Raw genomic sequence first — 9,470 nt, forward strand, 5'->3', positions numbered from 1 at the left:
CCGCCGAGGGAGCATTGCACCGCCCTGGTGCGGGTTTTCATGCGATTGAGATTCGTCTGCCGCAGAAGCTTGCTTCAAAGAATGAAGCGGATATTACGGCTTTGCTGCCGGGATTACCCCGCGCGAAAGAGGCATTGAAGCTCATACGTGAGCGTGTAGCTGAGCGCGCCCGGGCCGCAATCCCGCAAAAACGTCATACTCCGTAACAATTCGGGTCTATACTTCCTTTTTCAGGCCTATTCACCTGCATTGAACTGGATAACGGCTTCGAAGAGTGTCGAAAGTTCGGTTACAATAGGGGAACGGAAAGTGATAGCAAGTCATGCATCAATTGCGATATTGGAGGAGATACCAGCATGAAACGACATATGCAACAAACTCGCCCCCCTCAGCGCTGGACCAAGGCGCTCATTCCAGGGCTGATCCTGCCGGGACTCCTGCTGGCTGCTTGTCAGCAGGGAGGCTCAGGTGGACAGGAAAGCGAGCCATTGAAGTCATCTACTACGGTACAGGAAAATGCACAACCTTCCACCCAGCCGGAAGCTGACAACAGCAGCACTGCCACAGGACAAGCTTCCGCAGGTACAGAAAGCGTACAGGCTGACTCTGTGATGGTACTGCGAAGCCAGAGTGCGCTGCAGGCCACGGTTAAGGAAGAGGGCGGAACCGCGGTTGTTACCAATGCGACGTCTGACACGGTCGTTGTTAACAAACAGCGCAGTTTGCCTGAGGGCTATGCCCCAGACGATCTGGTAGAGCCGCAGGTGCCTTTTTCCTTCGACGGGCCGCATGAGAAACGGCATATGCGCAAGGAAGCGGCAGAGGCCTTGGAGAAATTATTCGACGGTGCCAAGAAGGACGGTATAGAGCTGCGTGCAGTATCGGGATACCGTTCCTATAAGCGTCAGGTTTCTATTTTCAACAACAACGTAAAGACCAAAGGAGAGGCATATGCCTCCCAGGTCAGCGCCGTACCGGGTACGAGTGAGCATCAGACGGGGTTGGCGATTGACGTATCGAGCCCGAGCGTGGGCAATGTGCTTGAGCAATCCTTTGGGGCTTCCAAGGAAGGCGAATGGCTGGAGAAGCATGCGCCGGAATATGGATTTATTATTCGTTATATGAAAGGCAAGCAAGATATCACTGGCTATGTGTACGAGCCTTGGCATATCCGTTATGTGGGAAAAGACATTGCGGAGGATGTAGCCAAGCAAGGGCTGACGTTGGAGGAATATTTCGACGATAAGAATATCAAACTGTAGCAGCCAAAAAAACAAAGAAAACCAAAGCCGTAATCCTGTGGGATTGCGGCTTTTTTACATATTTTTCTTCCAAATTGAACCTTTTCAAGGTAGAATCTCGTATAGTGAATGACGACAGAAGCGTACAGGAAGGGAAGGGAATCATCATTTATTATTCATTAACGTACCGGGAATGGTCAGAAGAGACACAAAAGGAACTGCGCAGCCTGACACGGGAATCCGTATCGGGTGATGAGCTGTTTTTGCGCAAGCTTGTAGACGCCACGCGTCTCCATGACAAACTATGGGCGCATACCTCGAATGAAAGTGAGGATTACACAGAGCATTCCGTCTATGTGACCGAATTTACAGGGGAACGTGCAAAGCCTTACGGTGCGTCGATTACGGACCTCGTGCTGGCAAGTGAGGGGAGTTACACCTCCACGTTCAGCGCAGTTTACTGGGTATGGCATGAGCCTGCGTTCCGTAGTATGGAGCACCGGGAAGGATCGGTATTTACGTTGGAGCTAGCCCAGCGTCTATTGGACCACTTTACGGTGCTGAATGGCACAACATATGAATTTATTTATTCAGTGCTGGACCCACAGCTGAAAAAGGTACATCTGTTTGTGAGGGAGGTCGATCTGTGATGGAGCACTCTTGGGAGAACACCAAATCCAAGCCCGGCTCTCGTACACGGATGGCGGCCTTTGCTCTGATGCTGGCTGTGCCAGCCGCCCTGACGGGCTGTGGTGACGACGAGTATTATGACTGTGATGAGCTTCCTGTATCGGAGCAAACAGCGTGTCGGGATGCAGGCAGCAGCGGGTATTACTATGGCGGCTCGACCTATTATAGTGGGTATAGTGGAAGTGGAGGCTCCTCCTATAATAGCAGTCGTTCTTCTTCAAGCTCTTATCGCAAGAGCTCATCTTCATCTTCCGGCTCACACAGCGGCTTTGGCAGCAGCGGCTCGCGTAGCGGCTTTTTCTCTGGAGGTTAAAATGAGTATGCGTACCATTCGGCAACTGCCCTATGATCATGACGAGCTTTTTAACGGTGAAATCAGCCGCAGGATTCCGTACCATCGCATGTACGGCAAATCCTATTGTGTGCCCGCATTAACGATGTATGAGGAAACCGAATTGACAGAGCTTCAGGCTGCGGCTGAGGCGGTACATAGCATCTATCGCAAGGTTCAGCACTTCGTTCAGCGCTATATGCCGGATGAGTATCTGGTGGAACGATTGGGTATCCATCCGGGCTTGCTGCGTGCTGCGCGCATGGAGGCCGTGCCGGAGGGAATTACCCGACAGGACTGGATTGTGGGAGAAGCGGGTATCAAGTGTATTGAGAACAATACGGACACCCCGACTGGAATCCCCGAGGCAGCCTATCTCGAAGGGAAGCTGCTGGAGATACTGAATGAGGACGGAGGATCACGGGAAGATACTGCCCTCGTGGGACCGTCTTCTGGAATGGATGAAGCGATTCGGTGTGCGATGACTGATTTGATTCATTTTTATAGCAGCAGGGGATTAGGCACAAAAGTGTATTTTACTTGCTATGACTGGCATATCGAGGACCAGACAAACACGAAATATATCATGCGCTTGTGTGAACAAGCCGGGTTTGAAGTGGTTTATGCGCCTTTGGAAGAATTGGAAATTATACCGGGCGAAGGATTGTATCACCGGGGAGAACCGATACATATCCTCTATCGTCTGTATCCGCTGGAATATCTGATTGATGACCGGGAAGAAGACACGGGGCTAGAGGTGGGACAAGCCTTAATGGATATGGTAGCGGACGGTAAAATAGGATTAATCAATCCGCCGCAGCATATGATTACCCAAAGCAAGGGGTTCACCGCAACTATATGGTCGCTGTATGAGCGCAATGAGCAGACACCAGAGTTCTGTGGCTTTCGTTTGTTTGACGACCGGGAGCTGGAGGTGATACGAACCTACCTGCTGCCCACGTATTTTGAACCCACGGTGTTTGTGCAAAATAAAGAGCCTTATGTGGCCAAAGGCATATGGGGTCGGGAAGGCAAAGGGACGCATCTGATTGAGTCTGTCGATACCGAAAATAAGCTGGAAGTTCCAGCTCTGACGGAACCAGCTCTCACGGAACAATGGGCGAAGCTTGCCCCATCTAACGACTCTGACGACCCTAATGAAGCAGATGCCCCGCTAACGCCTGAGCAGGAGGAGGCCGCACATATTGCCGCTTATTACGAAGGCCAACCCAAGATTTATCAGCGGCTATGGCCTATGCAGAGCGCAGAGGTGCAGACTGAAGAAGGGTTATACCATGGCTACGTGCTGACAGGCGTGTTCGTCATCGGCGGAAGGTTTGCGGGCATCTTGCCACGAATCGGGGAAAAGGTCACCGGCGATATGGCCTATTATTGCGCAGCCGCCGTACCGACCGCATCTCATGAGTCATCTGGGCGTTCTTAGCCTTTTCATGCGATTAATAAGGATTTGAACATAGCTATTTATAGTGTTAAGTATGCATATGCTTAAGTGTCTCTAGGATTAAATATCCATAATATTAAGTATCCATAATGTTAAGTATCTATAAGGAGGAAGAAGATTGGACTCATATATCAGCTTAGGCAACGCATTGGGCAATGTAGGCATCGGCCTGCTTATCCTGTTTGCCATCTTAATCGTGGGTTATTTTGTGTTCAGCTTGCTGACGCGTTATAACGATAATCAAGAAATTGCACGCGGCAATGAGGCGGCAGGCATCTATATGGGGGCAAAGCTGCTGGGACTGTGTATTATCGTGGGTATGGTGTCATATAGCAGCCACTCATGGCTCGATATGCTGATTTGGTCAGCCGTAGGCATAGTGGTGCTGTGTCTGGTCTATATTATTTTTGATCTGTTGACCCCGCGTACCAAAGTGTGCGAGGAAATTGCCAAAGGCAATGTGGCTCTGGCGCAACTGCTGCGCTCGATCATCGTCGGGGTGTCTTTTGTGGTAGGTATATTTTTGATGTAGCTGGTACAGAGAATCGGTATAGAGAATTGGTATAGAGAAGGTATAAAAGGATCTGCAAAACCGGACAGCGGAATTGCAGGTTTTTTTATTTTTATAGATATCTGTCGCTTCTGCAGGGACTATTCTGCAAGGCTACGGGTGATACTGCATAGCAAAAAGAAATTTGCTGCAGGCATAAAGCCAAATTGCAGAGAAGGGAATCCAGATACATGAATACCTCCATCTCCCCAACCAAACTCATTCGCATAGGTGTCATCGGCCTTGGCCTGATCGCTGAATATCACATTAGATCATTATATACGATCTCGGGGGTTTCTATTGCAGCCATTAGCGATGTGGACTCCAATCGTCTTCAACTGCTGGGTAAGCAATTGCAACTTCCTGCTGCCAAGCAGTACCCCCATTATGAAGCCTTGATTCGTGACCCGGAGGTGGATGCGATTCTGTCGCTGACACCCAACGATGTGCATTTTGACATTATTCGGATTGCGCTGGAAGAACACAAAGCCGTCCTGGCGGAAAAACCGTTGACACTCACGTGGCAGGAAGCGGATCAGTTGAAAAAGCTGTATACAGCGAATCCGGTGCCTTTTCTGGTTCATTATAAGCATCGTTACGGCGCTGCCTTCCAATATGCCAAGCAATTGCTGGATGAACACAAGCTGGGCAACATCTATAACATTCAATTCCGGTATCTGATGGATGCATTCTCACCCTATCGTCAACATCCGTATACGTGGCGCCATAATTCAGCCAAGGCAGGCTCCGGGGTTGTGGGCGATACAGCCTCACATATTGTTGACCTGGCTCGTTTTCTGGTAGGTGAATTTAAAAGTGTCGCAGCGCTGCTGCATACGATTACACCCGAGCGTCCCGATCTGGCCACAGGTTTGCCTGTAAAGGTGGATGTGGAAGACTTCGCTTCCTTTCATGGGATTGTGGGCGATAACACGGTTGGTACATTCATCACCCACAAAAATGCCATTGGCAAACGTCACGATATCGAAGTGGATATCTACGGCGAACTGGGTGCGCTGCACGCCAGTCTCAACAACCGGGAAAATATCCGCATTGTGCTGCGTGACCCCGAGCATCCGGATGCCGAATACGAGACTTGGGCTGTCCCTGCAATCTATGACCACACGGCTTATGAAGACTTCGTGAAGCTGGCAAGGGGAGAGTCCGTGGATCGTGCCCCATTGTTCGAGGACGGGTACAAAAACCAGTGGGTCCTTGAAAAAATACTGCAATCCTGGAGAGAGAACGGGCGTTTAGTGGAAGTGTAGGAGACTAGCATTCTTATTATTTTCCCTCCTGTACCTTTGCCCGTTTAGCCCCGATCAGCCGCCAGCATGTCAGCAGGGCTCCCACGAGACAGATGGACGCAGAAGTCATGAAAACCACATGCATCCCGGCCAGAAAGATCTCCGGGTGACCCGGAATTAATCCGGTGACGCGATAACCAGCCTCTTTGCTCATGATATAAAACAGGATGGACGTGGCCAAAGTGATGCCCACCACCATACCAACGTTACGTACCAGCGAGTTGACACTTCCGGCTGAGCCGAGCTGTGTACGAGGGACCTTGGACATAATCAACGAATTGTTGGGCGATTGGAATAGACCACTGCCGATGCCCAGCATGGCGATCCACAGACCTACGAACGGAACGGGACTGCCTGCATGGAGTCGGGCCAAGCCAATCTGGGCAATTGCCATGACCACAAGCCCGGCAAATGTGAGCAGTTCAGACCCGATTTTATCGGAAAGCGCACCACTGAGGGGGGCGACGATAACCATGGAGATGGGAAACAGCATCAGCAGGAATCCGGCATAAAAAGGCGACAAATTCAGCATATTCTGCGCATAAAAGGGCGAAATGATGTTAAAGCAGAAGTTAGCGACGAAGACGAGAAAAGCGCACAATATACTGAGCGAAAACAACGGATTTTTGAATAGTCCAAGCTGTAATAGCGGCTGTGGACGGCGAATTTCCAAGCGAATGAACACGACAAAAGCAATCACAGCGACCACCAGCGAAGCGATAATACGGTTGTCTCCATATCCGACCTGCTGCCCCAGCAGCAATCCGGCGAATAAAGCAAGAATAAAAACAGCAAACATCAAGCTGCCGGGAACGTCGATCTTGTCTTTTACCTTGATCAGGTCCTCCGGCAGTAGCTTCCAGCCCAGAAGGACAGCCACCAATCCTATCGGCACATTGACCCAGAAAATGTACTGCCAGCCCAGCGAGGACACGATAATGCCACCCAAGCTCGGTCCGGCAATGCTGCCCAGGGATACGAAGGTTCCGATTAAGCCCAGCGCTTTGCCTCGTTCATAGGACGGAAAGATATCCGTCACGATCCCTTGGCTGTTGGCCATGGTCATGGAGGCCCCAATCGCCTGAATGATACGTGAGATCAGAAGCATGGGCAGCGAAGAACTAAGACCACACAACAGTGAGCCGAGAATGAACACGATCGTACCGATCTTGAATATTTTGATTTTACCGATCATATCTCCGAGCTTGCCAAAAAATAAAATGGCTGTACATATAGCCATCAAATAGGCGGTTGTCACCCATTCAATCTGGGCTACGGGTAAATGTAACGTGCGTGACAACACGGGGAGAGCAATATTGACGATGCTTCCATCCAGCGTAGACATAAACGTAAACAGATTCAATACAATCAAAATCATCCAACGTTTCTTTTGGATTTCGCTATTTTCTTGATATGTTGCTGCAGTTGTAGCGGTTGAATTCATGTTTAGCACCTCTTCATCGTTGAGCATTACTATTTAGTTGCGCTCGCAACTAATTGACGTTTCTAGTTTACAGCAAATTAGTTGCGTGCGCAACAATATTATTGTAAACTTGGCTTTGTCCCATCTGCGGATTCGAAATTTGTAAGCCGATGAGGTGTATTTGATGAGAAAAGAACCGATTGGAAAGTTGATTTCCCACCTACAGCGCCGAAATCAAAAAATATTGTCCAAAAAATTGATTCCGTACGGAATCGGCAGTGGCGGCCAGCACAGCTTTTTAAAGCTTATTCTGCAGCGTCCGGGCATTACACAGGAACAATTGACGAATGAACTTAAATTTGACAAGGCAACCACAGCACGTTCGGTGAGGCACTTGGAGGAATCCGGCTACATTGAGCGGCGAACGGACCCGAATGACCGCCGTTCCCATCTTTTGTCCCCAACGGCCAAGGCATTAGAATTTTCTCCTGTCCTGCAAGGAATCCTGGATGAGCTCAATGCCGGTCTTGTCCGCAATTTATCTGACGAGGAAGAAGACCTTCTCATCGATTTATTGCAAAGAATTAGTGCAGAGCCCGACGAATAAAGAGAAGAGAACTAGCTTGGGCCAGAGCAGTAAAAAGAAAAAGCAGCTATGACAGAGAATACTCTGCAATAACTGCTTTCCAGATCTCAGTACCAATCTTTAAGCTGTAAGTCTTGTAGATTGGATTAATGGAGGCGAACCGCGGCTCAACAAATCCACAATCCGCCGCCTGTTTGCAAACTCCGGTTTGCTCGCAAGAGGTGGCCGTTACTCCAGCGACAGCTACCTTGTAACACTTGCATCAGTAGCTGGCCCCGATAATAATGTGCGCGTTACGCTCGGCCCGTGCCCGGTCCATTTTCCAAAGGTCACCTGGTTCCGAGGAAGGGTGGTGTTTTTTGTACCGGTAAAACCTGTGGAGCCGCTAAGTCCGCCTGCGCCGGACGCATATTTCAGAATCTCGCTTCCCGCTTCTACCGAGATTGTATAAGGAGTGTTGGGAAGAAATCCGGCAGTGGAAAGCACATAAGTATGTTGCCCTGGTTGAACGGTTGGTTTTGCGTTTGCTTGAACTGCCCCGCCGTCCACAGGTACGCCGTTAACCAAGATGCGGTAGCCGGCAAATCGTGCGGTATCGCCATTGGAATAATCCGTTACGTCTTTTTCGTTCCATGTGATGGTCATATCTTGCCCAATCCACTTGCCGCCGCTGACGGTAAGCTTGCTGTCAGGAGCCCACTTTGGAATCTGCATTAAAGTGCCGGGAACGGTAGTGATCGTAACCGAACCCCACTGAGGCCCTTCCTGTCCAACCCAGTTGATGGCTTTCATCGTAACATCATAGGTCACGCCATCATCCAGCCCCCACAGCGAATAACCTTTCCGGGTGGAGGTGTCAAAATAGGCTTTGTATTTTTTGGTAGCATATTTAGGATTTTTTGGCGTTGCCGTTAGCTCATAATAATGCACGCCGTAGACAGCGTCGGTAACGGTATTCCAGGCGAAATCCTGCCAGGAAATGCCCGTGATATCTGCAGCTTTGACTCTAAAATTCGGCGAAGCAGTCGAAATCGTGGATCCACCAAGCGTTGCAGCACCCGTGGTTACCGGCGCCTCCAGCAGTTTCCCATAGGAAGCGTTTGTACCTATCGTCTCCGGTCGGACCGCAACTTTGTAAGAGGTGCTCGGTCGGAGCGCGATTACCGTGGACTGCGGACCCGATCCCGTACTCGCTACAATCTTGTTTTGCTGATAGCCATGGCCATCCAGCATATCAACCAACACAACGTACTGCGTCGCATTACCGATGGCGGGCCAAGTTAAAGTGATATTATTAGTATTGGCCGTCACGGTTAGTGCGCCACTCGCATTCAGCGCATCCGGCTTGCGGTCGGTGGTCTTGTCGACATTTTCGATCGTGACGTTTTTGCTGTTTGTGGTGGTAATGGCATTTTGAAGACCTGTAATGTTGCGGAAGGTAACATCCGACAAACCATTTATCGCAATCGTACCGCCAGTTGATCCTGAATAATTCAGGATCTTGATATCCTCGAACTTGAAATTGCGCAGCACTGGGCTTTTAGCATAGCCGGAGCTGCCGGGTGCCGCCGCGCTAATCAGCGGTATGGTAGTGTTTGATACCGTCATATTGCGTACCAGAATGTTTTCGAAAGTCAGCGGCTGCTCGCTTTCCGGACCGAAAGCTGTGCTGGCATTGCCGTCGCTGTAGGATGTGTCAATTACAATCGTACTGTTTTCAGTAGCGGCAGTATAATTGACCGCATTATCGCGCACTGCAATATTGCGGATGCCGCCGCCGGTGGTAGCACCAGACTTTATACGCAAGACGCCTTTGCTTCCTGTTTCGCTCGTATTATAGACATTCTCTTCCGCGACCATATCGCCGATCCAACCGCCGG

9 protein-coding genes and 1 pseudogene are annotated in these 9,470 nt (G+C 50.0%); 8 read left to right on the forward strand and 2 right to left on the reverse strand.

Annotation, left to right across the window (positions count from 1 at the left end; genetic code table 11):
* The 7 genes and pseudogenes from WG8_RS27790 to WG8_RS02885 form a co-directional block, all read left to right on the forward strand.
* Positions 1-206, forward strand: a pseudogene (locus WG8_RS27790) (phosphoribosylglycinamide synthetase); the annotation flags it as partial.
* 150 nt (positions 207-356) lie between these two features.
* A complete protein-coding gene (locus WG8_RS02860; RefSeq protein WP_007428572.1) occupies positions 357-1,262 on the forward strand; it encodes a M15 family metallopeptidase in 906 nt (301 codons plus the stop codon).
* A gap of 104 nt (positions 1,263-1,366) precedes the next feature.
* On the forward strand, positions 1,367-1,891 hold the full coding sequence (locus WG8_RS27795) for a hypothetical protein (protein WP_007428573.1): 525 nt from the start codon (positions 1,367-1,369) through the stop codon (positions 1,889-1,891).
* Positions 1,891-2,244 carry a hypothetical protein gene (locus WG8_RS02870; RefSeq protein WP_007428574.1) on the forward strand — a complete coding sequence of 118 codons (354 nt, stop codon included), beginning with the start codon at positions 1,891-1,893 and terminating at the stop codon, positions 2,242-2,244. Before WG8_RS27795 ends, WG8_RS02870 begins: the two co-directional genes overlap by 1 nt.
* Position 2,245: 1 nt before the next feature.
* The gene (locus tag WG8_RS02875) at positions 2,246-3,706 is read left to right on the forward strand and encodes a glutathionylspermidine synthase family protein (RefSeq protein ID WP_043890718.1); all 1,461 of its coding nucleotides are present in this window, start codon (positions 2,246-2,248) and stop codon (positions 3,704-3,706) included.
* Positions 3,707-3,842: 136 nt separating this feature from the next.
* On the forward strand, positions 3,843-4,256 hold the full coding sequence (locus tag WG8_RS02880) for a DUF350 domain-containing protein (protein WP_007428576.1): 414 nt from the start codon (positions 3,843-3,845) through the stop codon (positions 4,254-4,256).
* 209 nt (positions 4,257-4,465) lie between these two features.
* Positions 4,466-5,542, forward strand: a complete 1,077-nt coding sequence (locus tag WG8_RS02885; RefSeq protein ID WP_007428577.1) for a Gfo/Idh/MocA family protein — start codon at positions 4,466-4,468, stop codon at positions 5,540-5,542.
* 16 nt (positions 5,543-5,558) lie between these two features.
* On the opposite strand, the gene WG8_RS02890 is transcribed toward WG8_RS02885, so the two are convergent.
* Positions 5,559-7,025, reverse strand: coding sequence for an MFS transporter (locus WG8_RS02890; RefSeq protein WP_007428578.1), 1,467 nt, complete (start codon positions 7,023-7,025; stop codon positions 5,559-5,561).
* A 163-nt stretch (positions 7,026-7,188) separates the two neighbouring features.
* Here WG8_RS02890 and WG8_RS02895 point away from each other — a divergent pair, with 163 nt between their 5' ends.
* On the forward strand, positions 7,189-7,611 hold the full coding sequence (locus WG8_RS02895; protein ID WP_007428579.1) for a MarR family winged helix-turn-helix transcriptional regulator: 423 nt from the start codon (positions 7,189-7,191) through the stop codon (positions 7,609-7,611).
* 222 nt (positions 7,612-7,833) lie between these two features.
* On the opposite strand, the gene WG8_RS02900 is transcribed toward WG8_RS02895, so the two are convergent.
* Positions 7,834-9,470: hypothetical protein (locus WG8_RS02900; protein WP_007428580.1), on the reverse strand; the 1,637-nt coding region annotated here is incomplete at its 5' end.

Source organism: Paenibacillus sp. Aloe-11 (genome assembly GCF_000245715.1).
Classification (GTDB): Bacteria; Bacillota; Bacilli; order Paenibacillales; family Paenibacillaceae; genus Paenibacillus; species Paenibacillus kribbensis.

Coding starts and splice junctions, on each gene's coding strand:
- WG8_RS02860 (WP_007428572.1), top strand. CDS start 357: ATGAAACGACATATGCAACAAACTCGCCCCCCTCAGCGCTGGACCAAG.
- WG8_RS02870 (WP_007428574.1), top strand. CDS start 1,891: ATGGAGCACTCTTGGGAGAACACCAAATCCAAGCCCGGCTCTCGTACA.
- WG8_RS02875 (WP_043890718.1), top strand. CDS start 2,246: ATGAGTATGCGTACCATTCGGCAACTGCCCTATGATCATGACGAGCTT.
- WG8_RS02885 (WP_007428577.1), top strand. CDS start 4,466: ATGAATACCTCCATCTCCCCAACCAAACTCATTCGCATAGGTGTCATC.
- WG8_RS02890 (WP_007428578.1), bottom strand. CDS start 7,025: ATGAATTCAACCGCTACAACTGCAGCAACATATCAAGAAAATAGCGAA.
- WG8_RS02895 (WP_007428579.1), top strand. CDS start 7,189: ATGAGAAAAGAACCGATTGGAAAGTTGATTTCCCACCTACAGCGCCGA.